This is a genomic window from Microlunatus sp. YIM B11417 (assembly GCF_059617205.1).
Genome location: NZ_JCAMPJ010000011.1, coordinates 150,447 through 174,400, shown reverse-complemented (window position 1 = coordinate 174,400; position 23,954 = coordinate 150,447). Strand labels below are relative to the sequence as shown.

General features: G+C 72.1%; 28 protein-coding genes. 16 read left to right on the top strand and 12 right to left on the bottom strand.

Annotation, left to right across the window (positions count from 1 at the left end; translation table 11 throughout):
* Window positions 1-142 precede the first annotated feature (142 nt).
* Complete coding sequence (locus AC6CCG_RS31320) at window positions 143-667, bottom strand: hypothetical protein (protein WP_496658763.1); 525 nt, start codon at window positions 665-667, stop codon at window positions 143-145.
* A gap of 86 nt (window positions 668-753) precedes the next feature.
* On the opposite strand from AC6CCG_RS31320, the gene AC6CCG_RS31315 reads away from it, so the two are divergent.
* From AC6CCG_RS31315 to AC6CCG_RS31270, 10 genes are all read left to right on the top strand, one after another.
* The gene (locus AC6CCG_RS31315) at window positions 754-1,401 is read left to right on the top strand and encodes a prepilin peptidase (RefSeq protein ID WP_496658761.1); all 648 of its coding nucleotides are present in this window, start codon (window positions 754-756) and stop codon (window positions 1,399-1,401) included.
* Window positions 1,402-1,703: 302 nt separating this feature from the next.
* Window positions 1,704-2,519 carry a hypothetical protein gene (locus AC6CCG_RS31310; protein ID WP_496658759.1) on the top strand — a complete coding sequence of 272 codons (816 nt, stop codon included), beginning with the start codon at window positions 1,704-1,706 and terminating at the stop codon, window positions 2,517-2,519.
* Window positions 2,516-3,241 (top strand): Flp pilus assembly protein CpaB, encoded by a 726-nt coding sequence (gene cpaB, locus AC6CCG_RS31305; protein WP_496658757.1) that lies wholly within the window; start codon window positions 2,516-2,518, stop codon window positions 3,239-3,241. The genes AC6CCG_RS31310 and cpaB overlap by 4 nt, the downstream gene beginning before the upstream one ends.
* On the top strand, window positions 3,238-4,947 hold the full coding sequence (locus tag AC6CCG_RS31300; protein WP_496658756.1) for a CpaE/TadZ family protein: 1,710 nt from the start codon (window positions 3,238-3,240) through the stop codon (window positions 4,945-4,947). Before cpaB ends, AC6CCG_RS31300 begins: the two co-directional genes overlap by 4 nt.
* Window positions 4,944-5,282 (top strand): TadE/TadG family type IV pilus assembly protein, encoded by a 339-nt coding sequence (locus AC6CCG_RS31295; RefSeq protein ID WP_496658755.1) that lies wholly within the window; start codon window positions 4,944-4,946, stop codon window positions 5,280-5,282. The genes AC6CCG_RS31300 and AC6CCG_RS31295 overlap by 4 nt, the downstream gene beginning before the upstream one ends.
* Entirely contained in the window at window positions 5,279-6,592 is a 1,314-nt protein-coding gene (locus AC6CCG_RS31290; protein WP_496658754.1) for a TadA family conjugal transfer-associated ATPase, read from the top strand. The genes AC6CCG_RS31295 and AC6CCG_RS31290 overlap by 4 nt, the downstream gene beginning before the upstream one ends.
* A 3-nt stretch (window positions 6,593-6,595) precedes the next feature.
* Complete coding sequence (locus AC6CCG_RS31285) at window positions 6,596-7,525, top strand: type II secretion system F family protein (RefSeq protein WP_496658753.1); 930 nt, start codon at window positions 6,596-6,598, stop codon at window positions 7,523-7,525.
* Window positions 7,525-8,430 (top strand): type II secretion system F family protein, encoded by a 906-nt coding sequence (locus AC6CCG_RS31280; RefSeq protein ID WP_496658751.1) that lies wholly within the window; start codon window positions 7,525-7,527, stop codon window positions 8,428-8,430. The genes AC6CCG_RS31285 and AC6CCG_RS31280 overlap by 1 nt, the downstream gene beginning before the upstream one ends.
* Window positions 8,427-9,656: a sensor histidine kinase gene (locus tag AC6CCG_RS31275; RefSeq protein WP_496658750.1), complete on the top strand. Its 1,230-nt coding sequence runs from the start codon at window positions 8,427-8,429 to the stop codon at window positions 9,654-9,656. Before AC6CCG_RS31280 ends, AC6CCG_RS31275 begins: the two co-directional genes overlap by 4 nt.
* On the top strand, window positions 9,653-10,270 hold the full coding sequence (locus tag AC6CCG_RS31270; protein WP_496658749.1) for a LuxR C-terminal-related transcriptional regulator: 618 nt from the start codon (window positions 9,653-9,655) through the stop codon (window positions 10,268-10,270). The genes AC6CCG_RS31275 and AC6CCG_RS31270 overlap by 4 nt, the downstream gene beginning before the upstream one ends.
* Before the next feature lie 203 nt (window positions 10,271-10,473).
* Here AC6CCG_RS31270 and AC6CCG_RS31265 read toward each other — a convergent pair whose 3' ends face one another.
* Complete coding sequence (locus AC6CCG_RS31265; RefSeq protein WP_496658748.1) at window positions 10,474-12,396, bottom strand: vWA domain-containing protein; 1,923 nt, start codon at window positions 12,394-12,396, stop codon at window positions 10,474-10,476.
* Window positions 12,397-12,622: 226 nt separating this feature from the next.
* Here AC6CCG_RS31265 and AC6CCG_RS31260 point away from each other — a divergent pair, with 226 nt between their 5' ends.
* Window positions 12,623-12,850 carry a hypothetical protein gene (locus AC6CCG_RS31260; RefSeq protein ID WP_496658747.1) on the top strand — a complete coding sequence of 76 codons (228 nt, stop codon included), beginning with the start codon at window positions 12,623-12,625 and terminating at the stop codon, window positions 12,848-12,850.
* Between the two features lie 67 nt (window positions 12,851-12,917).
* Window positions 12,918-13,628 (top strand): pilus assembly protein TadG-related protein, encoded by a 711-nt coding sequence (locus AC6CCG_RS31255; RefSeq protein ID WP_496658746.1) that lies wholly within the window; start codon window positions 12,918-12,920, stop codon window positions 13,626-13,628.
* Here AC6CCG_RS31255 and AC6CCG_RS31250 read toward each other — a convergent pair whose 3' ends face one another.
* From AC6CCG_RS31250 to AC6CCG_RS31230, 5 genes are all read right to left on the bottom strand, one after another.
* Window positions 13,629-14,027, bottom strand: a complete 399-nt coding sequence (locus tag AC6CCG_RS31250) for a hypothetical protein (protein WP_496658745.1) — start codon at window positions 14,025-14,027, stop codon at window positions 13,629-13,631. It abuts the gene before it with no gap.
* Complete coding sequence (locus AC6CCG_RS31245; RefSeq protein ID WP_496658743.1) at window positions 14,024-14,560, bottom strand: hypothetical protein; 537 nt, start codon at window positions 14,558-14,560, stop codon at window positions 14,024-14,026. The genes AC6CCG_RS31250 and AC6CCG_RS31245 overlap by 4 nt, the downstream gene beginning before the upstream one ends.
* Window positions 14,557-15,774, bottom strand: a complete 1,218-nt coding sequence (locus AC6CCG_RS31240; RefSeq protein ID WP_496658742.1) for a hypothetical protein — start codon at window positions 15,772-15,774, stop codon at window positions 14,557-14,559. The genes AC6CCG_RS31245 and AC6CCG_RS31240 overlap by 4 nt, the downstream gene beginning before the upstream one ends.
* Window positions 15,775-15,943: 169 nt before the next feature.
* A complete protein-coding gene (locus tag AC6CCG_RS31235; protein ID WP_496658741.1) occupies window positions 15,944-16,660 on the bottom strand; it encodes a hypothetical protein in 717 nt (238 codons plus the stop codon).
* Window positions 16,661-16,730: 70 nt separating this feature from the next.
* Window positions 16,731-17,630, bottom strand: coding sequence for a hypothetical protein (locus tag AC6CCG_RS31230; RefSeq protein ID WP_496658739.1), 900 nt, complete (start codon window positions 17,628-17,630; stop codon window positions 16,731-16,733).
* A 103-nt stretch (window positions 17,631-17,733) separates the two neighbouring features.
* Between AC6CCG_RS31230 and AC6CCG_RS31225 the strand changes: the two genes are divergently transcribed.
* The gene (locus AC6CCG_RS31225; RefSeq protein ID WP_496658738.1) at window positions 17,734-18,135 is read left to right on the top strand and encodes a DUF192 domain-containing protein; all 402 of its coding nucleotides are present in this window, start codon (window positions 17,734-17,736) and stop codon (window positions 18,133-18,135) included.
* Here AC6CCG_RS31225 and AC6CCG_RS31220 read toward each other — a convergent pair.
* The 5 genes from AC6CCG_RS31220 to AC6CCG_RS31200 form a co-directional block, all read right to left on the bottom strand.
* Entirely contained in the window at window positions 18,104-19,168 is a 1,065-nt protein-coding gene (locus AC6CCG_RS31220) for an SGNH/GDSL hydrolase family protein (protein WP_496658737.1), read from the bottom strand. The genes AC6CCG_RS31225 and AC6CCG_RS31220 overlap by 32 nt on opposite strands.
* Before the next feature lie 150 nt (window positions 19,169-19,318).
* On the bottom strand, window positions 19,319-19,924 hold the full coding sequence (locus AC6CCG_RS31215) for a hypothetical protein (RefSeq protein WP_496658735.1): 606 nt from the start codon (window positions 19,922-19,924) through the stop codon (window positions 19,319-19,321).
* The gene (locus tag AC6CCG_RS31210; protein ID WP_496658734.1) at window positions 19,921-20,133 is read right to left on the bottom strand and encodes a hypothetical protein; all 213 of its coding nucleotides are present in this window, start codon (window positions 20,131-20,133) and stop codon (window positions 19,921-19,923) included. The genes AC6CCG_RS31215 and AC6CCG_RS31210 overlap by 4 nt, the downstream gene beginning before the upstream one ends.
* A gap of 78 nt (window positions 20,134-20,211) precedes the next feature.
* On the bottom strand, window positions 20,212-20,514 hold the full coding sequence (locus tag AC6CCG_RS31205; RefSeq protein ID WP_496658733.1) for a hypothetical protein: 303 nt from the start codon (window positions 20,512-20,514) through the stop codon (window positions 20,212-20,214).
* Window positions 20,511-20,930 carry a PaaI family thioesterase gene (locus AC6CCG_RS31200; RefSeq protein ID WP_496658732.1) on the bottom strand — a complete coding sequence of 140 codons (420 nt, stop codon included), beginning with the start codon at window positions 20,928-20,930 and terminating at the stop codon, window positions 20,511-20,513. The genes AC6CCG_RS31205 and AC6CCG_RS31200 overlap by 4 nt, the downstream gene beginning before the upstream one ends.
* A gap of 104 nt (window positions 20,931-21,034) precedes the next feature.
* Here AC6CCG_RS31200 and AC6CCG_RS31195 point away from each other — a divergent pair, with 104 nt between their 5' ends.
* Genes AC6CCG_RS31195 through AC6CCG_RS31185 form a run of 3 tightly spaced genes read left to right on the top strand, consistent with a single transcriptional unit; the run spans window position 21,035 to window position 23,951 of the window.
* The gene (locus tag AC6CCG_RS31195; RefSeq protein WP_496658772.1) at window positions 21,035-22,138 is read left to right on the top strand and encodes a FecCD family ABC transporter permease; all 1,104 of its coding nucleotides are present in this window, start codon (window positions 21,035-21,037) and stop codon (window positions 22,136-22,138) included.
* Window positions 22,135-22,944 (top strand): ABC transporter ATP-binding protein, encoded by an 810-nt coding sequence (locus AC6CCG_RS31190; RefSeq protein WP_496658731.1) that lies wholly within the window; start codon window positions 22,135-22,137, stop codon window positions 22,942-22,944. The genes AC6CCG_RS31195 and AC6CCG_RS31190 overlap by 4 nt, the downstream gene beginning before the upstream one ends.
* On the top strand, window positions 22,941-23,951 hold the full coding sequence (locus AC6CCG_RS31185) for an ABC transporter substrate-binding protein (RefSeq protein ID WP_496658730.1): 1,011 nt from the start codon (window positions 22,941-22,943) through the stop codon (window positions 23,949-23,951). The genes AC6CCG_RS31190 and AC6CCG_RS31185 overlap by 4 nt, the downstream gene beginning before the upstream one ends.
* Window positions 23,952-23,954: the final 3 nt, after the last annotated feature.

The window sequence follows — 23,954 nt, the reverse complement described above, 5'->3', positions numbered from 1 at the left end:
GCCTCGCTTCTCGCTGATCGGCGCATCGCATCTCCCGGGCCGCTCCGGACACCTCGGACGGCTACGACGCTACGGCGACATGATCATCCGGTCCTGGGCCCGGGGACCCAGTCCCGGGCCCAACTGCGTCAGGATCCGGTGATCACGACCGGTCCGGCCGCAGCCGCATCGAGCTGATCAACCGCTGCTCCAGGGCCGGATCGTGCTCGGAGGCCAGCACCGAGACCGCGACCGACTGCGGGTACGGCCAATGCGCGGCGACGATCCAGAGCCCGGCCAGCTCACCGTCGCCGCCGTCGGCGACCGTGTAGCGGGTCAGCTGGGCGGTGCTGGCGCCGGCCACGGTGATCTCCCGGGACTCGATCACCCGGAACGACGGCAGTCCGACCTGGGCCTTGCCGATCAAGGAGCCCATGGCCTGGCCGGCGGAGGCGTAGTCGCCGAAGTCGCCGGACAGCTGGAGCTGCTCCGGCGCGTCCGCGGCGTCCCGGAATCCCTTGTTCCACGGCGATTCCACGGGCGTCTCGAGATCCCAGCCGGCCGGCCGGTCGACGGTGAGCCGGCCGACCGACTCCGTGACGTAGCCTTGATCAGGAGCCGTGCAGCCGCCGGCGAGCAGGATGGCGACCATGATCAGGACGGCTGGCCCGGCGAGCCTGCGAAGCATGGCGTGGTCCTCCTCGATCGCGGATGGGACGGCACCGGACACGCTACAGTCGCCCTCGGGTCGGCTCGTCGACGAAGGAGGTCGCCGTGGCTCTCGCGAGTTCGCTCGCCGTGGCGCTCGTCCTCGGTGTGGCCGCGGCGCTCTGGCTGCGCCGGCGCGACTACCGGTACCCCGACGACGAGGTCCGGCGCTCGCTCTCGCCGTGGCTGGTCCCGGCGGTGGCCGTGGTCGGTGTGCTGGCCGCGTCCCTGCTCTGGCGGCACCCGCTCGCGGTGACGCTCACGTACACCGTCGCCTGGGTCTGGGCGCTGGTGCTGGCCCTGATCGATCTCGAGGTGCGCCGGCTGCCGGACCTGCTGACGCTGCCCGGCTACCCGGTGTTCGCCGCGGGGTTGATCACGTGTTCCGCGCTGGCCGGATCCTGGCGGAACCTCGCCGTGGCGGGGATCGCCGCCGCCGTGTCACTGGTGGTGTTCCTGTTGCTGGCGTTGTTCTCGCCGGGCGGCGATGGACTCGGCTTCGGCGACGTCAAGCTGGCCGGCGTGCTCGGCGGGCTGCTGGGCTGGCTGGGCCCGACGACCGCGATGCTCGGCCTGCTGTCCGGATTCGTCCTGGGCGGAATCGTTGCGGTGATCTTGATCGTCAGCCGCCGGGCCGACCGGCGATCCCACCTCTCGTTCGGGCCCGCCATGATCGTCGGCGCCTACCTGTGGGCGGTGCTGCCGCCGATCTAGTGCTGCCGCAGAACCGATCCGCGAGGTTAAGATCAGCCCAACCGGCGAAAGGCGGGTCGGATGCCGTGCGGGACACGAGCTACGCCACAGACTGCGACGGCCTTGCGCCTGCCCGGCGTCAAGATCAGCGAGCAGCCGCCCCGCGGGACCGGGCGGCCGGCGCCGATCTCCTCCGCGGACCAGGCCACGAGTGACCGATTTCCCATTAGGCTGACGCCGCAAAGTGGGACATCAGGTCGGTTGCCGGGCGGCAGTCGTGGTTTCGCGTCCGCCGTCTCCGGCTGTGGGCAGGAGAGAGCACGATGCTGATCGCGATCCCGGGATCGTCCGATCTGGGCGGCGTGCTCGGATTCGACGCGGCGAGGCCGGACGCCCTGCTGCGGACGATCCGGGACCGGTTCGGCCCGTTCCGGCACCGGCACGTCCTGGTACCGGCCCCGCGCCAGTTCGCCGTCGAGGTACGGGAACAGGCCCACATCGCCGTCGCCGCCGATCCCGCGGTACGGATCGGCGTCCTGCCGCTGCACCACCACGCCCTGACCCTCGCGCTGATCGGCCGGGCCGTCCTCGCCGCCGAACTCCGGCCCGGCGGCTGGACCGATCCGGGCCAGGCGGTCCAACTGCTGCTCAGTCTCGCCGCCCGCAGCCGCAGCCTGGTCTGGCATCCCCGGCTCGGCAGGCTCGCCGAGCCGGTCACCTCGCTGGGCGAGCGGGCCGCCGGCCTGCTGCCCGCGCGCAGTTACCTGTACGAGCTCGGCGCCCCGGCCCTGATCCCGGCCCGGTCCGGCCCGGGCTCCGCCGCACCGGACGGCTGGCACTCGGCCGGACCGCCGCCGGCGCCGCTGCGGGCCGGGCTCGGGCTGCCGACGGTGGAGCCGGTCGACTTCAGCCCGTTCGGCCGCCGGCCGTACGCCGGCCGGAGCTCGGTGGAGCTGACCCAGCTGGCGGCCCCGCCGGCCCGCCGCTGGACCGGGCCCGTCTGCGGCGACTGCGCGGCGACGCTGACCGGTGGTCTGTGCGTCTTCTGCGGCTGCGGACCGGTCGAGGCGCCGGACCCGTACCCCGCCGGTGAGCGGGAGCTGGCCGGCGCGGCGACCGGGAAGGGCGTGCCGTCATGAACCCGAGACAGCGGCGGGGACTGCTGTTGATGATCTTGTCCGTCGCGGTCGCGGTGCTCGTCTTCGTCGGCGTCTCCAGCTATCTGACCGAGGTGAACAGCCAGGTCGGCCCGATGGTGACGATCTACCGGGTCAAGCAGGATCTGCCCGCCTTCACGACGCTGTCGGCGGAGAACACCGAGGTGGCCCAGGTGCCGGAACGGTGGGCCGCCGACAACACGGTGCTGCGGGCCCAGGACATCGACGGCCGGGTGACCGCGATCGCGCTCAGCGCCGGCAGCGCGGTCAGCCTGGACGTGCTGGTGCCACCGAGTGATCTTGCTCCGGACGAACGCGAGATCGCGGTCAACGTGGATGCCGTGACCGGCCTGGCCGGGCGGATCAGGCCGGGGGACCGGGTCGACGTCTACGTCGTGTTCGCCGACGTTCCCGGGCTGCCGAAGCAGGCCCGGATCCTGGTCCAGAACGTCCGGGTGGTGTCCGTCGCCGGGCAGCAGCAGGTCCAGTCGCCCGACCGGGAATCCTTGCAGAACGTCATTCCGGTGACGCTGGCGCTGCAGCCCGACGCGGCGCTCGCGGTCACGTACGCCAGCTCCTTCGCCCAGCAGGTCCGGCTGGTCGGGCTGCCGCCCGGCGTGGCGCAGGACCGCAGCAAGGAGACCCGCACCTTCGACGCCGGCCACCTCGGCGGCAAGGCGATCCCGGAAGGGGAGCGGCGATGATCAAGGCCGTCGTCGCGATCGCGGACCAGGTGATCGTCCAGGAACTGCGCTCCCGGCTCGATCAGAGCGAGCACGAGGTCGACGTCGTGTTCGTCGCCGAATCGACCCAGGAGACCCTGTCCGCGGTGATCCGGCACCGGCCCGGCCTGCTCTTCGTCCATGATCAACTCGGGCCGGCGGCCGCGATGCCGATGATCCGCGAGCTGACCCTGCGGCATCCCGGCCTCGCCGTCCTGGTGGTCACCTCCAACCCCAACGTCGACGCCTACCGGTCCGCCATGGACGCGGACGCCCGCGGCGTGCTCGACTACCCGTTCGGCCTGGAGGAAGTCGATCACCGGCTCAGCGCGGTGATCGAATGGGGTGCATCGATGAGCCAGGCCCTGGCCGGCGCCCAGACCGCCGAGACCGGCAACGGTTCGGCGGGCGGCCGGGTGATCGCCGTGGCCGGCGCCAAGGGCGGGCTCGGTACGACGATCATCGCGACCCACCTGGCCTGGGACGTGGTCCGCCAGGTCAAGGGCATGCGGGTCTGCCTGGTCGATCTCGATGTGGAGAAGGGCGACGTGCCGAGCTACCTCGACGTCAGCCACCGGGTCTCGCTGGCCGATCTGGCCAAGATCAGCGAGGACCTGACGGCGCGGGCGGTGGCGGACACGGTCGTCGTCCACAACAGCGGCCTGCACCTGCTGCTGGCGCCCACCGAGATCCGCGAGACCGAGTCGATCACGCCGGCGTCGGTCCGCCAGATCGTGGCCCAGCTGCGCCGGCTCTACCAACTGGTGATCATCGACACCGGCTCGGCGGTGACCGCCACCCAGGCGGCGGCGGTCGAGTCCGCGGACCAGACCCTCCAGGTGGTCTCGGCCGACGTACCGGCGCTCCGGTCGGCGCGCCGCCAGGTGGTCTTCTGGGAGTCGCTCGGTGTGGTGTCGCCGGACAACGTCCGGGTCGTGGTCAACCGGTTCCAGCGGCGCAGCGAGATCCAGCAGGACACGGTCGACATGCTGGTGCTCGGCGAGCGGTCCGAGGTGCTGATCCCGGACCTGGACCGCGGCCTGGAGCGGGCCGGCAACAGCCGGACGCCGGCCGAGGTGCGCAACGCGGTCTGGTGGAAGAGCCTGCGCCGGATCGGCCAGGAACTCGGCGTGACCAGCCGCCGCGCCGTGACGCCGGCTGCGGCCGCCGGTCCGAACGGGACGCCGCCGGCCGACGGCACCCCGGGGGTCCGCCTACCGCCGGCTTCGGGGACGGCCGTGCCGGGACCGACCTCGCCCGGTCCGGGCCTTCCGGGACCGGCTTCGCCCGGTGCGGGCACTCGGGGGCCGACTTCGCCCGGTACGGCCAACGGGCGTCCGAACGCCCGGGCGACCGGCGAGGCCGGTCAGGTCACCGTCGAGAACGTGGTGCTGTTCCCGTTCGCGCTGATCGTGCTGGTGATCTGCCTGCAGTTGGTGCTGCTCGGCCTCTCCTTCGTCTGGTCCGGGGTCGCGGCCGACGCCGCCGCCCGGGCCGTGTCGATCGGCACCGACCCGGTGGCGGCGGCCCGGGACGTGGTGCCGGGCCCGATGGTCGACCAGGTGGTGGTCGACCGGGACGGCCCGCGGGTGGTGGTCCGGGTCAAGGCGCCGCTGCTGCTCGGCGACGGCGTGCCCCGCACCGTGACCGTCGATGTCGATCATGCGGTGGTCGAGGAGCCGAGATGATCATCGCGCGATCACGTACCGCCGAGCGGGGGACGGCCAGCATCGAGATGGTCGCCCTGGTCCCGATGGTCATGATCGTGATGATCTTGGTCTTCCAGATCCTGGCCACCGCCTACACGGCGCAGGCCGCCTCGCAGGCGGCCCGGGATGCGGCGCGGGCCTACTCGCTCGGCGAGTCGGCGCAGGCCGCCGCGGAGTCTAGTCTGCCGGGCGCGGTGCGGCTGGTCGAGGTGACGACGTTCGGCCCGGACCACGGTGTCCGGGTGGTCGTGGAGGGTCCGGCGATCCAGGTGATCGGCGACCGGACCATGATCAGGGAGGTGGTCATGCCATGAGGCGGTCGTTCTCCACCGGCTTCGTCAGCCAGGCACCCACGGCGGGACGGGAGACCGAGGCCGACGACTTCCAGGTCCGCCGGTTCAAACAGATCCTGCTCGACGAGATCGATCTTCAGGAGATGTCCGCCCAGCCGGCCGAGGAGCGCCGGGCCAGGCTGGAGCGGGTGCTGGCCCACCTGATCTCGCGCGAAGGTCTGATCCTGTCCAGCCGGGAGCGTTCGATCCTGATCCGGCGGGTGGTGGACGAGTCGATCGGGCTCGGCGTCCTGGAGCCGCTGCTGGCCGACGCGACGATCTCGGAGATCATGATCAACGGGCACGAGACCGTCTACGTGGAGCGGTTCGGCCGGCTGGAACGGATCCCGTCCGGCTTCACCTCCGAGGCCCAGCTGCTGCAGACGGTCGACCGGATCGTCTCCTCGGTGAACCGGCGGGTCGACGAGTCCAGCCCGATGGTGGACGCGCGGTTGCCGGCCGACGCCAGGATGCCGCGCGGTGCCCGGGTCAACGTCGTGCTGCCGCCGCTGTCGCTGAACGGTCCGCTGGTGACGATCCGGCTGTTCCCGAGGGCGTACGGGCTGACGGAACTCCTGCAGCGCGGCACGCTGGACCGCCCGGCCGCCGACCTGCTCGCCGCCTGTGTCCAAGCCCGCCGCAACATCATCGTCTCCGGCGGCACGGCCTCCGGCAAGACCACCCTGCTCAACGCCCTGTCCCAGTTCGTGCCGGACCGGGAGCGGATCGTCACCGTCGAGGACGCGGCCGAGCTGTCGCTGAACCAGGAACACGTGATCCGGCTGGAGACCCGGCCGCCGAACGTCGACGGGCGCGGCGAGATCACCATCCGCGACCTGGTCCGGAACAGCCTGCGGATGCGGCCGGACCGGATCATCGTCGGCGAGGTCCGCGGCGGCGAGGCACTGGACATGTTGCAGGCGATGAACACCGGCCACGAGGGCTCGCTGGCCACCGTGCACGCCAACTCCACCGACGACGCGTTGTCCCGGATCGAGACCCTGGCGACGATGAGCGACATCGAGGTGCCGTTCCTCGCGATCCGGGACCAGGTGAACAACGCGATCGATGTGATCATCCAGCTCACCCGGCACTCCGACGGCACCCGCCGGATCACCGAGATCGCCTCCGTGGTCTCGGCCCGGCGGGAGGACTACCGCCTGCAACCCCTGGTGGAATGGGATCCGCTGGCCCGTCGGTTCCGCTACCACGCCGTTCCGGAGGGCCTGCGACTCGGACTTGATCATGCCGGCGTCGGCGTACCGGGCACCTGGCCGGTGCGGGAGGGCTGAGCCGTGCCGCTGATCATGATCTACGCCGGCCTGGTGCTGTTCGTGGCGTTGTTGATCACCGGCACCGCCCAGTTCTTGATCAACACGGCGGACCAGCGGCGGCTCGTCGCGGCCACCCTGGCCGGCTCGTCGAGCCGGGAGCCGGCCGGTTCCCGGTACGCCCGCTGGAACCAGCAGTTCGTCGCCACCCGGTTCGGCCGGCTGGTCGAACGTGATCTTGCCCTGGCCGGCATCCGGCAGGCGCCGCTGACCGTCGTCCTGATCCTGGCCGGGATCACCGTCGTGGTGCCGATCGGGCTGGCCCAGTTCCTGGCGCCGGCGTTCGGCGTGCTGGGTCTGGCGGCCGGCTTCCTGGTGTTCCGGCTCTGGGTCAACCGGGCCCGGGACCGGCGGCGGGAGCGGTTCGTCCAGCAGATCCCCGAGCTGGCCCGGGTGCTGTCCAACGCGACCGACGCCGGGCTCAGCATCGCCACCTCCTGGGCGGTCGCCGAGGAGGAGCTGGCCGAGCCGGCGAAGTCGGAGATCCGGCGGCTCAACACGGCGGTCCGGTTCGGCTCGACGCTGGAGGACGCGATGCTGCAGCTGAACGAGCGGCTGCCCTCCCGCGAGGTCCGGGTGCTGATGTCGACGCTGGTGGTCAGCGCCCGCTCCGGCGGCTCGCTGGTCACCGCGCTGCGGGAGATCTCGCAGACCCTGGACGACCGCAAGGAGACCCGCCGTGAGGTCCGTACCACCTTGGCCCAGGCCCGCAGCACCAGCCTGCTGGTCACCCTGCTCGGCGTCCTGATGCTGTTCATGCTCAACGTCGTCCAGCCCGGCACGGTGGAGCGGATGACCCAGCACCCGCTCGGCCAGGTGGCCCTGGTGGTGGCGGGCGCGCTCTTCGTCGGCGGCCAACTGCTGGTGCACCGGATGACCAGGATCGAGCGCTGATGTCCCCGCTCTGGCCGGCGCTGGCCGCGACGGGCGCGCTGGTGCTGTTCCTGATGGGGTACCGGATGCTGCGCGGCCGGGTGGCCGACTACCTGGACGCCTCCGACCTGATCCTGCTCGACGACGAACGCCGCCGGGAGGCGGTCACCCGGGCGTCCCCGCTGACCCGGCTGGCCGGACGGTTCGCGACCCGGCTGCGCCGGCTGATCAGCCCGGCCGTGCTGGAGGCGCTGCAGCGGCAGGTCGACTACGCCGGCCGGCCGCCCGGCGTCACGGTGGAGAGCCTGCTCCGGCGGATGTGCTGGTGGCTGCTGCTGATGATCCCGGTCGGCGTCCTGTTCGTCGTGCAGGGGCAGCTCGTGGGGCTGCCGCTGCTGCCGGCGGTCGCCGTCCTCGTGCCGCTGATGCCGGTCGCCGCCCGGGCCCGGCGCCGCCGCGAGTCGATCGACCGGGACCTGCCGGACTTCCTCGACATCCTGGCCGTCACGGTGAGCGCCGGGATGTCCTTCCGCGGCGCGTTGGCGCGGGTCGCCGACCACTTCTCGGGCGCGTTCTCCGACGAGATCCGGCTGACCCTGGGCCAGCTCTCGCACGGCTCCAGCGTCCGGGTCGCGTTCACCGGGCTGGCCCAGCGGACCGGCTCGGTCGCCGTCCGCAGCTTCGTCACGGCGTTCCTGCAGGCCGAGGAACTCGGTGCGCCGCTGGCCACGACGCTGAACCAGATCGCGATCGACATGCGCCGGGAGAGCGCGCAGCGGATGCGGCGGAAGGCGGCCCAGACCGCGCCTCGGGTCACCCTGGTCACCTCGATGGTGCTGGTCCCGGCCTGCCTGATCCTGGTCATGGTCGGCCTGGTCATCGGCGCCGACATCGACTTCGCCGAACTGTTCGAGGCGTTCTCGTGAGCGCGTCGGCCGTCCGGCTGGCCCGGCTGGACCCGGACAGCCAGACCCGGCTGCTCGACGAACCGCAGTTCGTCCGGCTGGTCCGCGGGGTGTTCACGGCCAGGCTGGTCTTCCTCGCCCTGGCCGCACCGGCCGCGTTCCTGACCAGCTCCGGCACCGTGCTGTCCGGGGTCAGCCTGGTGCTGCTGACCGCGACCAGTCTGCTGCTCAGTCGCAGTGACCGGGTGATGCACCACCTGCTGCTGCACCCCTTGCTGGCCTCGCTGGACGTCGCGCTCACCGTACTGCTGCTGATCAGTCTGGACGCCGACCAGCCGGCCGGCCTCGCCGTCGTCTGTACGGCGCTCGCGGCCGGCCTGCTGTTCCCGGGCCGGATCCTGATCGTGCTGCTGATCCCGCTCGCCTTCGGCGCGATGGGCTCGCCCGGGCTGATCAGCTCGGCCGAGGACTGGCGCGGCTGGCTGGTCGAGCTGACCGGGATGCCCGTCCTGGTGGCCGGTGTCTGCCTGATCGGCGCCGTGATCCGCCGGTACGCCGAGCGGATGATCGAGGCCCGCGAGCAGGTACGCGAAGCAGAGGCGGCCGCCGGCGCGGCGGAGGAACGGGCCCGGCTGGCCCGCGACATGCACGACTCGGTCGGCAAGTCCCTGTACGGCATCTCGCTCAGTGCGAAGGCGCTGACCCGGTCGATCGACACCGACCCGCGGCTGGCCCGCGAGGTCGCCGAGACCCTGTCCAGCTCGGCCGAGACGGCCGCCGCCGAGGCGCGGGCTCTGCTGGTCTCGTTGCGGATCGGGGAGAGCGACCGGCCGACCATCGAGGTGCTGCGCGAGGTGGTCGACGACTGGAGCGCCGAGACCGGGACCGAGGCCGTCCTGACCTCGGTCCAGGCCGTCGACGCCGATCCGCGGGTGACCCGGGAGATGCGGCACGCGCTGGGCGAGATGCTGCACAACATCCACAAGCACGCGGCGGCGAGCCGGGTCGACGTCGTCCTCCGCGGCGACGCCGAACGGCTCGAGCTGGAGGTGTCCGACGACGGCCGGGGCTTCGACCCGGAAGCCGTGGCGGCACAGGAGCGGGACGGCCATTTCGGGCTACGGGGACTGCGGGAACGCGCCGAGAGCGTCGGCGGGACCTCCGCGGTCGAATCGACGATCGGGAAGGGGACGACGTACCGATGGACAGCACAGCGTCAGATGAACGACAAACCGGGGTCGACGTGATCACCGTCGGCATCGCCGACGACAACGCGGTGGTCCGGGCCGGCATCCGCGGCCTGCTCGCCACCACGCCCGACATCCAGGTCGTCGGCGAGGCCGGCGACGGTGCCGCCGCGGTGGCGCTGGCGAAGGCCAAGCGGCCGGTCGTCATGCTGCTGGACGTACGGATGCCGCGGCAGGACGGCGTCACCGCCGCCAGTGAGATCGCCCAACTGACCAACGTCTTGATGCTCACCTACTCGGAAGCGCCGGACGTGATCTCGGCCGCCGTACGAGCGGGGGCGAAGGGCTATCTGGTGCACGGCCACTTCGGCGACACCGAGCTGATCCAGGCGGTCCGGATGGTCGCCGGCGGCATCGGTACGTTCTCCGCGCAGACCCTGGCCGCGCTGTCCAACCCGGCCCCGAGCCTGGCCCAGCTGGCCGACCGGTTCGGCCTGTCCGAGCGGGAGGCCGAGGTGATGGACCTGATCGCGAAGGGCTCGGCCAACGCCGACATCGCCCGCGGCCTGTTCATCTCCGAGAAGACGGTGAAGAACCACATCAACCGGATCTTCGCCAAGCTGCAGGCCAACAACCGAGGCCACGCCATCTCCCTCTGGCACGCCGGCTCCTAGCGCGAGCCACACCCCCGGAGCTCTTGGCCGGCGACGTTGCGGAGGTTCCGCCCACTCGGCGCGGCCGGGATGCGAGGTGCGGACGTCGTGCGGCCGGGGCTCGACGATCGGCGTGGCAGTGGATCGGGCTGGCAGGTCGACGGTCTGGTGGGATCGGGCCCCACTGATCGCGGCTGGTTCAGCTGCGGGGATGCGCGGGTGATTCAGTTGGAACGGGTGCGCCGGCGGCGGAGGATCAGGACGGTGATCACGCCGGCGACCAGGAGCACGCCGATCAGGCCGAGGACGCCGATCAGGGCGCCCTCGATGCGGCCGGGGTCGTTCGGGCCCGCGGAGTTCGTCGCGCCGGGGGTTCCCGGTTCGGAGCCGGGGCCGCCAGGAGAGCTGGCCGGACCGGTCGGGGCGGCGGTGGACGGGTCGGGCGTCGGGGTCGGCGTCGGGTAGGCGGGGAGGCCGGTCGGGGTGCCGTCGATGGCCAGGTTGAGCTGGATCGGCAGGATCCGGCCGCTCTCCGAGTCGATGGTGGGCGACAGGCTGACCGCCAGGAAATGATCACCGCCGAAGGTGGCCGCGCCGATCGAGCCGGTCTCGCCGTCGGTGATGCTGATCTCCCGGTTCCGGATCCGGAGTTGCGGCGTGCCGGTGGTGAGCCGGGTCGGGCGCTCGAGCTCGCCGACCATCACGGTGTAGCGCTCGTGGATCGTGTTCCGGATCGGCGACAGCAGCTGCACGGCGGGGGTGAGCGCGACCGAGCCCTGGGCGCTCTCCGTACCGGGCTGTGGGAAGTCGACGGTGGCCCGGATCGTCTGGCCGGGCTGGGCGGCGATCCGGTAGAACAGGGTCTCGCCGGCGGCGATGGTGTCCCGGTAGCTGCCCGGTTTCAGCTCGGCGGCGTTGGAGAAGGCGGTGCCGCCGACGACCGTGGTCGGCTTCGCGTCGGGTACGGCCTTGGCGCCCTTCCAATCGGTGACGTTCCCCGGCAGCTCGGCCAGGTTGGTGATCGGCGGGTCCTCCCGGATGACGAGTTCGATCTTCGCGGCCGCCTTGTTGCCCTGGTACGAGTTGCGGACCACCTCGAGCAGCACCGGCCCGCCGACACACGGATCGGCCGGATCGTTGCCGCGATAGGCGGTGGTCACCGACCCGGAGTGGACCGAGGTCTCGAACGAGGCCGTACCCCCGGCCGTGTCGTTCGTGCAGGTCTCGCCCTCCGCGGTCAGCAGCCGCAGCGCCCAGGTCTCCTGGTTCAGCCCGCCGCGGTACGGCGACACGACGGTGGACAGCGCCGCGCTGACGGTCGACCCCGGCGTCCTGTTGATCTTGTAGTAGCGCGGCTTCTCGCTGGCGTCGTAGCTGTCCAGGTACTGCCCGGGCGCGGCGACCGGGGCATCGGCCCGGTCCAGGCTGCCCTTGATCGGCGTACCCGACATGGTGAACGGCCGCAGTGCCCGCTTGGTCAGCTTCTGCAGCGAGTCGGTGAGGTCCTCGGTGTCCTCGGCGTCGTAGTAGCTGCCGTCGGTGACGTCGACGATGCAGCGCAACTGCTGCCGGGCCTTGGAGTTGACGTCGAGGCCGATCGCGTTGAACTGCAGGTCGACCCCGGCCGCGGCGAGCTTCTCGGCCACCGGGCACGGGTCGGGGACGCAGTTCTCCTCGCCGTCGGAGACCAGCACGACGACCCGCTTGCCGTCGTTGCCGAGGTCCTTGACCGACTGCTCCAGCGCGTACGAGATCGGGGTCTCGCCGACCGCGTCGAAGGAGTCGATCGCCTGATGCATCCTGGCCCGGTCCAGCGGACCGACCGGCATCACGGATTTCGTGTCCTGGCAGGCCTTCGGGTTCTCGGCCTTGGGTTCCTCGATCTCGGAGCCGTACACCCGCAGGCCCACCTGGGTGCCGTCCGGCAGCGCGTCGGCGACCTGCTTCAGTGCGGTACGGGCCGCGGCCAGCTTGGTCCCGCCCGAGGAGATCTTCTCGTTCATCGAGCCGGACACGTCGAGCAGCAGCAGGATCTTGACCGGCTCGTCGGCGCGGGCGAACTGCCCGGTTGCCGTGGCGAGGGTCCCGGCCAGGACGAGGGCGAGGACCGCGACGAGCACCCGCCGGACCCGCATCCGCTGTGCCATCGTCGCTGGTCCTCCTGGGCCTCGGTCGACTCGCTGTCCCAAGGCTACGGGAGCGGACGCGCCGCGAGGGAGAGGCGAGCGGGCAGCTTGGGCCCGCGATTGGGCCTCTGGACCCATGGCTCGGGGGCCGGATCGCCGTAGTTTGAGGTCATCGAGACCAACCCGGGAGACCGGGATCCAGAAACTGAATCGGCTGGTCAGAGCCGGGAACCGGAAGGAAAGCATCATGGACAAGCTGTTCGTCACGCTGTACGTGTGGCAGCTCACCGTGGCTGACAAGCTGCGGGCCCGGCGTGAGGCCGGTCAGGGGACGCTGGAGTACGTGGGCATGATCGCGGTCGCCGCGGTGATCATCATCGCGGTGGTCGGAGTGCTCAACAAGGCCGCGCTCGGCACCTGGGTCGAGGGCTTCATCAACGCGGTCAAGGGCGCCGTGAAGGTGCCCGGGACCTGATCGGTCCGGGTGATCCGGCGGTGGCCGGGGTGGGGCGATCCCACCCCGGCCATCGGCGGTTTCCACGGTGGGGAAGGAGATCTCGGTGGTGAGCGGGTACGGCAGCCGACGGGCCGACCGCGGTTCGGGTCCGGTGACCGTGGTCCTGGTCCTCGGCATCTGCGCGCTGCTGTTCGTCATCGGCGTGGTCGCCGTCGGCGCGATGGCCCGCGAGGAACGGTCGGCCGCGCAGCACGCCGCCGACGCGGCCGCGCTGGCCGGCGCGCAACGGATCCTGGACGACCTGCCGGGCCTGCTGGTGGACGGCTTCGCGGTGGTGACCAGCCTGCCCGAGCTGGCCGGTGCGGGCCCCTGCGGGCAGCGCGGCAAGGTCCGGGCGGCCGAGCTGGCGACGGCCAACGGCGCCACCCTGACCTCGTACTGCTGGAACGTGCTGTCCGACCGGGTGACGGTGACCGTGCGGCTGAATCACACCGCCGAGGGCGAACCGGCCACCGCCGAGGCCGAGGCGGAGACCCGGTTCGCGCTGGCCCGGTGCACGATCTCGGCCGACTTCGTCACGCCGACGCCCACCCCGACGCCGACTCCGACGCCGACCGGTCCGACGCCGACACCGACCGGACCGCCACCTTCGCCACCGCCTCCGCCGCCGGTGGAGACGTCGATGGACTGCGGGTTCGGCGCGCTGGAGTTGATCTTCGACCCGGGCACGCTGCGGTTCACGTTCGTCGACCTCGAGCTCGCCCTGGCGGACCTACGGCCGCGGCTGACCGGCTGATCATCGGGCGGCGAACCGGTCCCGGAGCCAGCGGTACGGATGGAAGGCCGGCAGCCGGCGGCCGATCAGGGCGACCAGCAGCGGCCCGGCCAGCCACGGCGCGCCGGCGAGCAGTCCCGCCGCCGGCCCTGCGTCGGCCGCCACCACGACGGCGGTCAGCCAGCCGACCAGGATCGGGATCCCGCCGCCCCAGAGCACACACCGGAGCCGGGTCCGGTCCGCCCGCTCGGTGACGACGACGCCGACCAGGGCGGCGTAGCAGCCGAGCAGCGCCGCCGCGAACGACAGCCGGACCGGCTCGGTGGTGGCGCTGCCGGACAGGGTCGCCGACATGCCGGCACCGGCGATGATCAACGAGACCAGTGCCGCCGCCCAGCCGGCTCCGAGGTTCTTGATCATGCCGACCACCGTACGGAGTCGAGCACCTGGTCGGTCCGGCCCGCGGTCAGCCGTTCGGTGCCCAGCACCGCCAGGATCGCCGTCGTGCCGGCGTTCTCGGTGATCAACACCGTGCCGCGGTAGTTGATCTTGGGCGCCGGCCGGTAGGCGAGCGGTGACCGCAGTGCCGGCGAGCCGTCCCGGGTGGTCCGGCTGCGGGCCGGTCCGGCCGCGAGGCCCGGCAGGCCGCCGCCGGCGCCGGACGCGAGCAGCAGCCCGAACGCCTCCTCGGGGGCGACCCCGGCCAGGTCGGCCCGGGCCAGCACGATGATCGACGGCACACCGCCTTCGACGAACTGGCCGTGCCACTGCCAGCCGGCCCGCGGCGGGTCCAGGGCCCGGACCGTGGCCGGCACCTCGAAGCCGAACCGGCCGAGCAGGATCGGCGCCGCCTGCGCCCTTGGGCTGCCGGCCGCCACGGCCAGCGCCGTGAGACCGAGCCCGATCAGGGACCGCCGGGACCAGCGCCGGACCGGCTCGCCGTGGTCGATCATGGTCGCCCGCAGGCCGGGTCGTCGACCAGCGACCGGGCCGATCCGTCCGGGCGCGGCGCCACCTGCTGGACCGAGGCGAGCCGGACGCCGGCCCACTCGGTCCGGCGGGAGAGCCGGACCTCCTCGCCGGCCCGGCTCAGCGCCGTCGCGGCGGCAACGCCCTGGTAGCGGAGCACCGTCACGGTCGCGCCGCGGCTGAACCAGCTGGCCAGCCGGTTCTTCGGGTCCGGCGCGGCGAGCCCGAACAGCTCCGTCGCGGACACGGCCAGGCCGCCCGGCCGGCTCAGCCACGCCTCGGCCAGTTCCCGTTCGTCGTCGGCGCGGATCGGCAGGTCGACGTACCCGATCGAGACCGAGTCCTTGATCGCCGGGCCGCCGTCGATCAAGGAGCCGCCGGCGACGACCATGATCAACACCCGGGTCAGCCGGGCGTCGGCATCCCTGGTCCAGCTGACCGTCCCGGCGGCCTCGCGCTCCGCGATCAGGCCGGTGACCGGCGCGGTCACGGTGAGCTGGCGGTCGGTGGTCCGGTAGCGCGCGGTGGCCGGGCGGTCGTCGTCCAGGGTCAGCCGGCCGGGCTCCGGGGCCGGCGTCTTCGGCGCGTCGTCGATCACCGGGAACGGTGCCTCGCGCAGCGCCACGGTGCTGTACCGCACGGTCGGCGGCGGCGTCGCCGGCCCGGCGGCCGGGTGCACCAGCCGGGCGAACAGCGCCATCGCGGACCGGCTGCGGGCCTGATGATCATGATGGTGCTCCAGCAGGGCGGCGAGTTCGCCGACGTCCTGACCGGCCGGCACCAGCCACTCCGTCTGGGCCGGCAGCTCCAGGCCCGGCGCCGGGTACCGGGACCGGCGCGGCTCGCCGGCCAGCACCGCCGGAGGTTCGGCGGCCGTGGGCGGGCCGGCCTGGACCACGGTGTCGCCGGACCTGGTCCGGCTGGTGGTCAGGACGAGCCCGCTGGGCAGCGTCGCCGTCTCGGTCCGTACCTCGGGCAGTGCGGTGTCCAGCCCGGCCAGGAAGCGGCAGCGCGGTTCGCCCAGCCGGACCGAGTCGAAGGCGGGCAGCGGATCGCGGCAGGTGGCCAGGCCGAGCGAGCCGACCAGGCAGGCGATCCGGGACACCGCGGCCTGCCGCGGGCCGAACGCGAAGCTCATCAGGCCGGCGATCGCGATGGCGGCCAGCCCGGCGACGATCAGCCGGTCCAGGATCCGCATCCGCAGACCGACGCGCTCAACGGAACGTCGTAGCCGAGCCACCGCATCCCTTCCGCAACCGTCCGGGGAGCAGAGTGCGTCGAGCACCCTCCTGGGCGGATCTTAGTACTGTGTCGCCACAGCACTGACGGAACGGAGGTACGTCGAGCGGGGCTTCAGGATCCTGCTGTCACATGGAATCGGGGACCGGGAGGTCCGTCACGGCGACCACGGCGGTGTCCTCGACGGTGCCGTCGCCGCGAACGGTCAGGTCGTGCTGGACCAGGCTGGTCCCGGTCACGGTCCACAGTGTGACCGACCAGGCATCCCCGTCGGCGACCGGCCGCGGTGCGGTGATCCTGGAACCGAGTTCCTTGATCAACTCATCCCGGGCCTCGGCCTGCGCGGCGGTCGGCTTCGGCAGCCACTTGATGTCGCCGACCCGCTCCACCCGATAGGACCACTTCCGGAAGTCGCGGATGGTGTCGAGGAAGGTCCGGGCGACGTCGGCGGCGGTGTCCGCGGTCGGTTCGCTGCCGCGAACCACCGCGTTGAAGGCGTCCGGGCGGCCGGTCAGGAGCTGCACCTCATCGGTGTCGGACAGCGCGACGTAGACCCGGCGCGGGTGGTTCGCGCCGTAGTGCAGGACGTCGATCAGGAGCCACCCGTCGAGCCACTCCGCGGGAACCTCGGTGAGCGTCGTGCGGCCGTCCTCGACCAGGGTCGCGGTGTCCGGGGAGACGGGCTGCAGGGCCCGTGCGAGTCGGGTACGCAAGTCACCCTCCTGACCGTTCGAAGGTGGGCTGCTGGGCGGGTCGGTGGGCGGCGGCGTGCTGCCGGGCGTGCACCCGCCGAGGACCATCGCCACGACGGCGACGATCGCGGTGAGGAGCGGCGCCTTCCGCACGGGATCCCCTTCCATGGCAGCGGTGCGGCCAGTCTTCCACAGGCCGGGGCGACGCTCGCGGCGTGACATCTCAGTGCACCCGATCCCAGGCCGAGCCGTAGTAGTCGACGTAGGACTGACCGTTGTTCGAGGTGGTGATCGAGCCGTTGTAGAAGCCCTCGGCGACCGCGGCCCGGCCCGCCTGGTCCGCCTCCGCTGCCGTACGGCCGTCCCGGATCGCCTGGTCGTAGGCGGTGGTGTAGTTCTGCTCGGACTGGTTGGTGCCGACCGAGTGACCGGCGGCCCGGAACTCGCGGGCCGCGTAGATCTGCTGGATGGTGCCGTCGATCTCCTCGTCGATGGCGCCGCGGACGTAGGCCTCCCGGTCCGGGTTGCCGATGTCGGCGCTGCGGCCCTCGGCGGTGTAGCGGGCGTGGTTCGCCTCGTGCACCAGGACGGCGGCGTCCTCGTAGCCGGGACCCATGACGATCTTGGTGCCGTCCCAGTAGGCGCCGGTCGCGTTCGGGTCGATCACGACCTCGATGCCCTGGTCGGCCAGCCACTGCAGGGTCTGCCGGCCGCGTTCCGTGGAGAGCATCGTCTCGACCAGGTCGGAGTCCGCGTCCAGTCCCTGCGGCAGGTCGACCGGCGGGTCGGCTTGATCATCCGGGCAGCCGATACCGAACAGGTCGCAGTACCACAGGGTGTCGTCGCCGCCGTCGTCGTTCGCGGCGCAGCCCCAGCCGAAGACGTCGCAGACCCAGGGCTCCGGATCCTGCTGATCCTGGTCCTGGCTGGGGTTCTCGGCGCAGCCGCCGGAGCCGAGTGTGATCACCTTGCAGAGCGCGGAGCCGGCCAGGCCGCGGAACTCGGAGTGCTGCGCGGCCAGACTGATCACGACGCCGATCACGATCACCGCGGCGGCGGCGATCGCGGCGACGTACTCGAGCGTGGCCTGGCCGCGCTGTCCTCGCCGGTCCGTCGTGATCATGAATCCATCCTGGTCGGGCGTGGTGCGGCCGGCGAGAGTCCAGGGACCCAACGGCCGGCTGGGGCCCTGGGCCCAGGGACCCAGGGGCAGTAAGGTCCTGATCATGGCCACCGAACGCGTCTTCGGGCCGGGGCCGCACCGGCTCCGCTGCAACGGGACGGACGTCGCGCCGCTCGCCGTCGCGGAGTCGTACCGGAGCCGGCAGCGCGGCCTGCTCGGCACCGACGCCGTGATCGGCGCGCTGTGGATCACCCGCTGCCCGTCGGTGCACATGATCGGCATGCGCTACCCGATCGACGTGGCCGTGGTGGATCGGGCCGGGCTGGTGCTGTTGATCAAGACCCTGCAGCCGTGGACCGGTGGGACCTGGCCGCGACGCGGGGCCAGCGCCACCATCGAGGCCGGCGCCGGTGCGATGGCCGGGTGGGGGATCGAGGTGGGCGGCGTCCTGGAGATCGTCCGGGCCGAACCGGCTACCGGGGATGCTCCAGCTGCTGCTGGATGAGCTTGGCGAAGGCCGCGTGACCCTTCGCGTTCGGGTGGAAGCTGCTCGGGTCCACCAGCATCAGCCCGGGACCGCCCCAGTCCAGGTCGTTGAACCAGGGGTCGTCGCTACCGAGTCCGTGGCCGCGGAAGGCGTCGGTCGGGTCGACGTACTCGACGCCGGCCTCGGCGGCCGCGGAGGCCAGTACGGCGTTGAGATCCCCGGCCCGCTCGTTCATCCATTCCTGATCCTCGGCGAACAGCAGGTTGCCGTAGTCGTCGTCCGGGTCCTCCACGAACAGGGGCGGGTAGCCGACGACGATGATCCGGGCGTTGGGTGCCTGCTGCCTGGCCTTCTGGTAGAGGTCGACCAGCTCGGACCGCAGTTCGGGCAGTCGCTTCGTGATCCGCTGATCATGCTTCTCCTGGCAGGAGTCGATCAGCCCGACGCCGCGCTCGCCGTTGATCACGCAGTCCCGCAGCACGTCGGCGAAGCCCAGGTCGTTGCCACCGACCGAGAGCGTGACCAGTGACGTGTCGTCGTTCAGCGCCGCCAGCTGCGGGTCCTCGCCGGTGTTGTCGCCGTTGGGCTGGTCGAAGTCGTCGATCACCGCCCCGGAGCAGGCCACGAAACCGCTGCCGTCGGCGAAGTCGTTGTCGGCGGCCAGGATCTGGGCGTACGCGTTCTTCGACCGGTGGCACCGATTGTGATTCTCCTCGTCGTCGTTGAACGGCCACAGGTCGTTCCGGTCGTCGAAGTCGGTGCCCTGCTCGTAGTCCCAGGCTCCTTCCCCGGAGGCGAAGCTGTCGCCGAGAGCGACGTACTTGCCGGTCAGGGCCTGCTGGTACGGGGTCAGCGTCAGCCGGTTCACGCAGTTGGTCTGCTGGGTGATCGAGCAGATCGCCGCGGCGGCCATGGCCTGGACCTGGCCGCCGAGCCCGGCCAGCGCGATCCCGATGATCAACACCGCCGCGATCCCGACCGTGGCGACGTACTCGAGGATCCCGGTGCCGCGGTCGGGCCGGCCCTGGCGGGCGAGCAGCTTGCTGATCATGAACCGACGGTACGGTTGCGCAGCGACCCGGCGCCTGAGCCCGGAGGCCCAATTCCGCTGGGTCCCCGGGCCCAAGATCAACTTTGCGCTTCCATGATCGACAACGGCCGCCGGACGGGGGCGTCCGGCGGCCGTTGATGGGGGGTCGGGCTACTTCGGAACGGCGGCGATGGCCTGCTCGAGCACCCTCGGGTCGGGGTCGTGCCGCAGGCTGTAGGAGAGGAAGACGATCATGGTGTTGCCGCGGCGGAAGAAGGCCAGGTCGGTGATCAGTCCCGGATCGGTGTCCGGGCTCTGCCGCCAACTGACGACCCCCGGGCCGGCCGAGTCCAACCGCAGCGGCTTGATCAGGAAGGTGGCGCTCTTCGTCTCCCGGGTGCCGGTGGCGACGTAGGAGGCGCAGCCGGGGACCTGGCCGGCGAGGCCGGTGATCACCTGCTCGGCGGTGTCGTCGGCGTAGTGCCGGACGTACTGCTGCACGAACGGGCCGAACGGCCCCATCGAGAACCGGGCACTGGCCGTGGCGGCCGGTTCCGACGGTTCCAGATCGACCCCGCAGACCTGGGTCCGGTAGCCGGTTCTCGGGTCGTTGCTCGGCCGCCAGTCCTTCGGCAGGTCGCCGACGCTGATCAGATAGTCCTCCGGCCGGACCTCCGGCGGCGGGACCGGCTCCGGGGCCTGCTGGCAGGCCGTGACCACGGTGGTGATCACCACGGCGAGCAGCAGCAGCGGCAGCCGCGGTACCCGGCCGGTCACGGCGTGTCCGGGGACCGGTCGGCGCACCCCGGCTGCGGGGTGAGGGAACAGAAGGCCTGGCTCGTCAGGGCCCGGAGCTCGCTGCGCCAGCCGGCCAGCGCGATGCCGATCACCAGCACGACGGCCAGGGCCACCACGCCCACGTACTCGAGGACGCGGGCCGTGTGGGGCCGTCCCGCCGCGGCTGCCCGTACCCGAGAGTTGATCATGGTCCGAATCTAGGCCGGACCCGCGCCCCGGCGCCTGAGCCCGGAGGCCCAACCCGCCTGGGCCCCTGGGCCCAACGGTCAGCCGGTCGGGACCAGCAGGGTGATCGCGAGTGCGACCAGGACGCAGCCGAGCGCGATCCCGGTGACCAGCCAGGCCCGCCGGATCGGTTCGCCGGGGCGCCGGTTCACCACCAGGCCGACGATCGCGGCGGCCAGGCCGATCAGGGCGACCAGTCCGACGAACTTGCCCTTGGTCGCCTCGGCCATCGCCGCGGCGGACCGGGACAGCTGGAAGTTCAGCACCAGCGCGACGAAGAGCATCGCCAGATTGGCCGGAACCGCCAGCAGCGCGAGCAGCCAGGCGGCGGTCCGGGGGGTCATGCCGGCGGGCCTTCCCGCCGGGCGATCAGCTGACAGGTGACCCGGGCGGTGCAGACCCGCGTGCCCTGGTCGTCGGTGAGGACGACCTCGTAGGTCGCGATCCGGGAACCCCGGTGCAGCGGGACCGCGGTGCCGGTCACCCAGCCCTCCCGGACCGCCTTGTGGTGGGTGGCGTTGAGGTCGACCCCGACGGCCACCTTGTCGGGCAGGCCGTGCGCCGACGCACCGATCGAGGCGAGCGTCTCGGCGAGCACGCAGGAGGCGCCGCCGTGCCAGAGCCCGTACGGCTGGGTGTTGCCGGTCACCGGCATCCGGCCGACCACCCGGTCGGGGGAGGCCTCGAGGAGTTCCAGTCCCATGCGTCCGTCCAGCGCACTGGACAGCGTGGTCACCCAGTCGGGCAGCGCAGCGGTCATTCCAGAAGGGTAGCCAGGGACGATGGCAGATTCTGGGCAGATTCCGGGAGCGGACCAGCGAGTTGCAGATGAGAATCATTATCAGTTAGCTTTCGTTGGTGATCATGGACGCCCAGGTGCCCTCGGTGGGGTTGCGCAGGGCCGCCGACGTCCGGGTCCGGCTGGCCCGTCGGACCGCACTGCTGTGCGTCGTCCTGACGTTGTCGACCATGGTGCTGGTCGTGATCTCGGGAGCGGTCGGCTCGGTCGCGGTGAGCCCGGTCGAGGCGGCTCGCCTGGTGGTCGGGCACCTGCTGCCGGGGATGCCGTGGATGGCGGACGGATCCCTGACGCCGTTGCAGGACCAGGCGGTCTGGCAGTTCCGGCTGCCGCGGGCCCTGCTGGCGGGCTTGGCCGGCGCCGGGCTGGCGCTGGCCGGGGCCCTGATGCAGGTGACGGTACGGAACCCGCTCGCCGAGCCGTACATCCTGGGCGTGTCCTCGGGCGCGAGCGTCGGCGCGGTGCTGGTGATCGTCTTCGGCTCGGCGGTGCTGGGCGGGCTGTCGCTGAACCTGGCCGCGTTCGGCGGCGCACTGGCCGCGTGCGGCTGCGTGTGGGCGCTGGCCCGGAAGAACGGAGCGCTGTCGCCGACCCGGATGATTCTCGCGGGCGTCGCGCTGGGCACCCTGTTGAGCGCGGTGACCAGCTACCTGACCATCTCCACCGATGCGCAGAACGTCGTCAGCGTTCTGTTCTTCCTGCTCGGGAGTGTGTCGGCGGCGACGATGGCGAGCCTGGTCGGCCCCGCGGTCGCGGTGCTGGTCGCCGCGTTGATCGCGGCCCTGCTGGCCCGCTCGCTCAACGCGCTGATGACCGGTGACGAGTCGGCCGTCTCGCTGGGCATCGACGCGTCCCGGCTGCGCGGCGTACTGCTCGTCGTGGCCTCGCTGCTGACCGGCACCGTCGTCTCGGTCGCCGGCGGGATCGGGTTCGTCGGCCTGGTCGTCCCGCACGTCGCGCGGATCGCGGTCGGCGCGGACCACCGCCGGCTGCTTCCGGTGACGCTGCTCGGCGGGGCGTCGTTCCTGATGATCGCGGACCTGCTGGCCCGTACGGTCGCGGCGCCCACCGAGATCCCGCTGGGCATCCTGACCGCCTTCGTCGGCGCCCCCTTCTTCCTGTGGCTGATGCGGCGCGACGGTGCTGAGCGGGCGGGGTTCGGCCGGTGAAGGTCGAGTTCGACGGCGTCACCGTCACCCTCGGCGGGCGGGACGTGGTCCGGGACGCGTCGCTCGCGGTGGAACCGGGCACCGTGGTCGGGCTGGTCGGGCCGAACGGCAGCGGGAAGTCCTCGCTCCTGCGTACCCTCTACCGGGTCCTGGCGCCGCGGCTGGGAACCGTACGGATCGACGGGCTGGACGTGCGGCGGCTCACCGGTCGGCAGGCGGCCCGCGCCGTCGCGGTCATGCTCCAGGACCCGCCGACCGACTTCGACCTCAGCGTCCAGGAGACGGTGCTGCTCGGCCGGGCCCCGCACCACGCCTCGTTCGGGCGCGACACGCCGGCGGACCTGCGGATCGTCGACGAGGCGATGCGCCGGGCCGAGATCACCGACCTCGCCGACCGGATGGTCGCCACCCTCTCCGGCGGGCAGCGGCAGCGGGTCATGCTCGCCCGCGCGCTGGCCCAGCAGAGCCCGGTGCTGGTGCTGGACGAACCCAGCAACCACCTCGACATCAGCCACCAGCACGAACTGATGAGCACCGTCCGGGGCCTCGGCCGTACGGTGATCGCCGCGCTGCACGACCTGAATCTCGCCGCGCAGTACTGCGACCGGGTCGTCGTCCTCGCGGCCGGCCGCGTGATCGCCGACGGCCCGCCGACCCGGGTGCTGACGCGCGAGTTGATCAGCGCCATCTTCGAGGTCGAGGTCCGGATCCTGGGCGATCGCGACCAGCCGGTCTTCGCCTTCCACCGCCGCGCCGCCGCTGCCGGCGGTCGGCCGATCCGCACAGAAAGCAGTGTCCGCCCATGATCCTCGTTCCTCGCGCCCTCGTCCGCGCCGCGGTCGTCCTCACCGCCGGGACCCTGTTCCTGACCGGCTGCGGGTCGTCCGTGACGGCTCCTCCGGCACCGAGCGGTGGCGCCGCCGCCGCGGTGCGGCTGGTGAACTGCGGCCGTGAGGTCGTCGTCGACGGCGTCCCCGAGGCCGCGGTCGGGATGCATCCCGCGCAGACCGAACTCATGCTGCGGCTCGGCCTGGCCGATCGGCTGGCCGGGCAGGCCCAGGCCACGGCGCAGGCCCTGCCCGACGACGTGGCCCCGCTGGCGAAGGACGTACCCGTCATCGGTGGCGTCAAGCCGCCGAGCCGGGAGGACCTGCTGGCCGTCGAACCGGACTTCGTCTATGCGCCGACCACCTACGAGTTCACCGCGGAACAGGGCTTCGCCAGCATCGAACAGCTCGAGCAGGCCGGCGCCGCCGTCTATGTCGCGGGCGGGGGCTGCCAGGAACGCCGGATGACCGGCGAGGTCCGGGACCTGTTCGCCGATCTGGAGCACCTCGGCCGGATCTTCGGGGTCGAGGACGCCGCCGCCGAGCTGGTGGCCTCGAGCCAGGCCGAGCTGGACCAGGTCGCCGCGGCCGTGGCCGGGGTGGACCGGCTGCGGGTCGCCCAGGTGTACGTCGACGGCACCACGTTGCAGGCGATCGGCGCCGGCGTCGAGTACGACATCCTGCGCCAGGCCGGCGCCGACAACGTCTACGCACCGGACCAGCCCGCGTTCGCCGAGTTCTTCGCGGCCACGATCACGCCGGAGTCGCTGGCCGCCGAGCAGCCGGAGGCGCTGGTGTTCGCCGCGTACGACGAGCAGCACGAGGCCGCGACCCGGAAGTACCTGACCACGACGTTCCCGGACCTGCCGGCGGTCCGCGACGGGCGGCTGATCGCGGTCTCGACGTCCGACATGTTCCCCGGCACGCTCGGCAATGTCTCGGTGGTCCGGCGGATCGCCGAACAGCTCTACCCGGACGCCTTCTGAGCC

Bases quoted from the DNA above. Each gene is read 5' to 3' on its own strand.
- AC6CCG_RS31320 (WP_496658763.1), bottom strand. From the start codon at position 667: ATGCTTCGCAGGCTCGCCGGGCCAGCCGTCCTGATCATGGTCGCCATC.
- AC6CCG_RS31310 (WP_496658759.1), top strand. From the start codon at position 1,704: ATGCTGATCGCGATCCCGGGATCGTCCGATCTGGGCGGCGTGCTCGGA.
- cpaB (WP_496658757.1), top strand. From the start codon at position 2,516: ATGAACCCGAGACAGCGGCGGGGACTGCTGTTGATGATCTTGTCCGTC.
- AC6CCG_RS31300 (WP_496658756.1), top strand. From the start codon at position 3,238: ATGATCAAGGCCGTCGTCGCGATCGCGGACCAGGTGATCGTCCAGGAA.
- AC6CCG_RS31295 (WP_496658755.1), top strand. From the start codon at position 4,944: ATGATCATCGCGCGATCACGTACCGCCGAGCGGGGGACGGCCAGCATC.
- AC6CCG_RS31290 (WP_496658754.1), top strand. From the start codon at position 5,279: ATGAGGCGGTCGTTCTCCACCGGCTTCGTCAGCCAGGCACCCACGGCG.
- AC6CCG_RS31280 (WP_496658751.1), top strand. From the start codon at position 7,525: ATGTCCCCGCTCTGGCCGGCGCTGGCCGCGACGGGCGCGCTGGTGCTG.
- AC6CCG_RS31265 (WP_496658748.1), bottom strand. From the start codon at position 12,396: ATGGCACAGCGGATGCGGGTCCGGCGGGTGCTCGTCGCGGTCCTCGCC.
- AC6CCG_RS31260 (WP_496658747.1), top strand. From the start codon at position 12,623: ATGGACAAGCTGTTCGTCACGCTGTACGTGTGGCAGCTCACCGTGGCT.
- AC6CCG_RS31250 (WP_496658745.1), bottom strand. From the start codon at position 14,027: ATGATCAAGAACCTCGGAGCCGGCTGGGCGGCGGCACTGGTCTCGTTG.
- AC6CCG_RS31245 (WP_496658743.1), bottom strand. From the start codon at position 14,560: ATGATCGACCACGGCGAGCCGGTCCGGCGCTGGTCCCGGCGGTCCCTG.
- AC6CCG_RS31240 (WP_496658742.1), bottom strand. From the start codon at position 15,774: ATGCGGATCCTGGACCGGCTGATCGTCGCCGGGCTGGCCGCCATCGCG.
- AC6CCG_RS31230 (WP_496658739.1), bottom strand. From the start codon at position 17,630: ATGATCACGACGGACCGGCGAGGACAGCGCGGCCAGGCCACGCTCGAG.
- AC6CCG_RS31225 (WP_496658738.1), top strand. From the start codon at position 17,734: ATGGCCACCGAACGCGTCTTCGGGCCGGGGCCGCACCGGCTCCGCTGC.
- AC6CCG_RS31220 (WP_496658737.1), bottom strand. From the start codon at position 19,168: ATGATCAGCAAGCTGCTCGCCCGCCAGGGCCGGCCCGACCGCGGCACC.
- AC6CCG_RS31210 (WP_496658734.1), bottom strand. From the start codon at position 20,133: ATGATCAACTCTCGGGTACGGGCAGCCGCGGCGGGACGGCCCCACACG.
- AC6CCG_RS31205 (WP_496658733.1), bottom strand. From the start codon at position 20,514: ATGACCCCCCGGACCGCCGCCTGGCTGCTCGCGCTGCTGGCGGTTCCG.
- AC6CCG_RS31200 (WP_496658732.1), bottom strand. From the start codon at position 20,930: ATGACCGCTGCGCTGCCCGACTGGGTGACCACGCTGTCCAGTGCGCTG.
- AC6CCG_RS31195 (WP_496658772.1), top strand. From the start codon at position 21,035: ATGGACGCCCAGGTGCCCTCGGTGGGGTTGCGCAGGGCCGCCGACGTC.
- AC6CCG_RS31185 (WP_496658730.1), top strand. From the start codon at position 22,941: ATGATCCTCGTTCCTCGCGCCCTCGTCCGCGCCGCGGTCGTCCTCACC.